1 protein-coding gene is annotated in these 839 nt (G+C 43.1%); it reads right to left on the reverse strand.

What is annotated here, in order from left to right:
* On the reverse strand, nucleotides 1-756 hold a 756-nt coding region (locus tag B3182_RS02280; RefSeq protein WP_292751388.1), incomplete at its 3' end, for a diguanylate cyclase domain-containing protein.
* Nucleotides 757-839: the final 83 nt, after the last annotated feature.

Consider the following 839-nt stretch of genomic DNA (forward strand, 5'->3'; position numbering starts at 1 on the left):
ATTGTGCTCAATCAGATAGGGTCGGCTTAGCTCTTCAGTTAATCGGTGCAGCAACAGTTCGCAATCCTGACGGTTTTTGATTTCACCAAGCAACATGACAAACTCATCGCCACCATAACGGGAAACGGTATCATCCTGTCGCAACATGCTCTTGATACGCTGCGCGACTTCAATCAGTAATTCATCACCGGCGTTATGTCCCAACTCATCATTAACAGGTTTAAAGTTATCCAGATCCAGAAAACATACTGCTAATAATGTTTGCGTACGATTACTATGGGCGATGGCCTGTTCAAAGCGATCCACCAGCAGATTTCGATTAGGTAAAGCGGTTAACGCATCATAATGCGCCAGTCGCTCCAGTTCGGCCTGATGCTGCTTTAACATGGTGATATCAGAAACCAGTCCCAAATGAAACATCTCACCCGTCTGCGGATCAGTGGTGCGATGAATCGTCAGCACTTCAGCATAAAATGACCCGTCTTTTTTACGGTTCCACACCTCACCCGACCAATAACCGTTATCTGACAGGCTTTGCCACATTGTGCTGTAAAAGGCTTTACTTTGTTTGCCGGAGCTTAGAATATTGGGTTGTTGGCCGATTAATTCGTCTCTGCTATAACCGGTGATGGAACATAATGTATCGTTTACATCAACAATGATATTATCGGCATTGGTAATAATGATGCCTTCATGTACTCGATCAAACAGCATTTCCAAAAGAGAGTGTCTTTGTTGCTTCAGTAAGGCGCTCACCGGAAATATCCTTATAAAAACCATAAAATCAATAGGGTTTTTAGCATAGCCTTTATGACCTAGGCAAGTTTTCCTTTCAATAT

Origin of the sequence: Methylophaga sp. UBA4204 (genome assembly GCF_002379485.1) — a bacterium.
Lineage (GTDB): Bacteria > Pseudomonadota > Gammaproteobacteria > Nitrosococcales > Methylophagaceae > Methylophaga.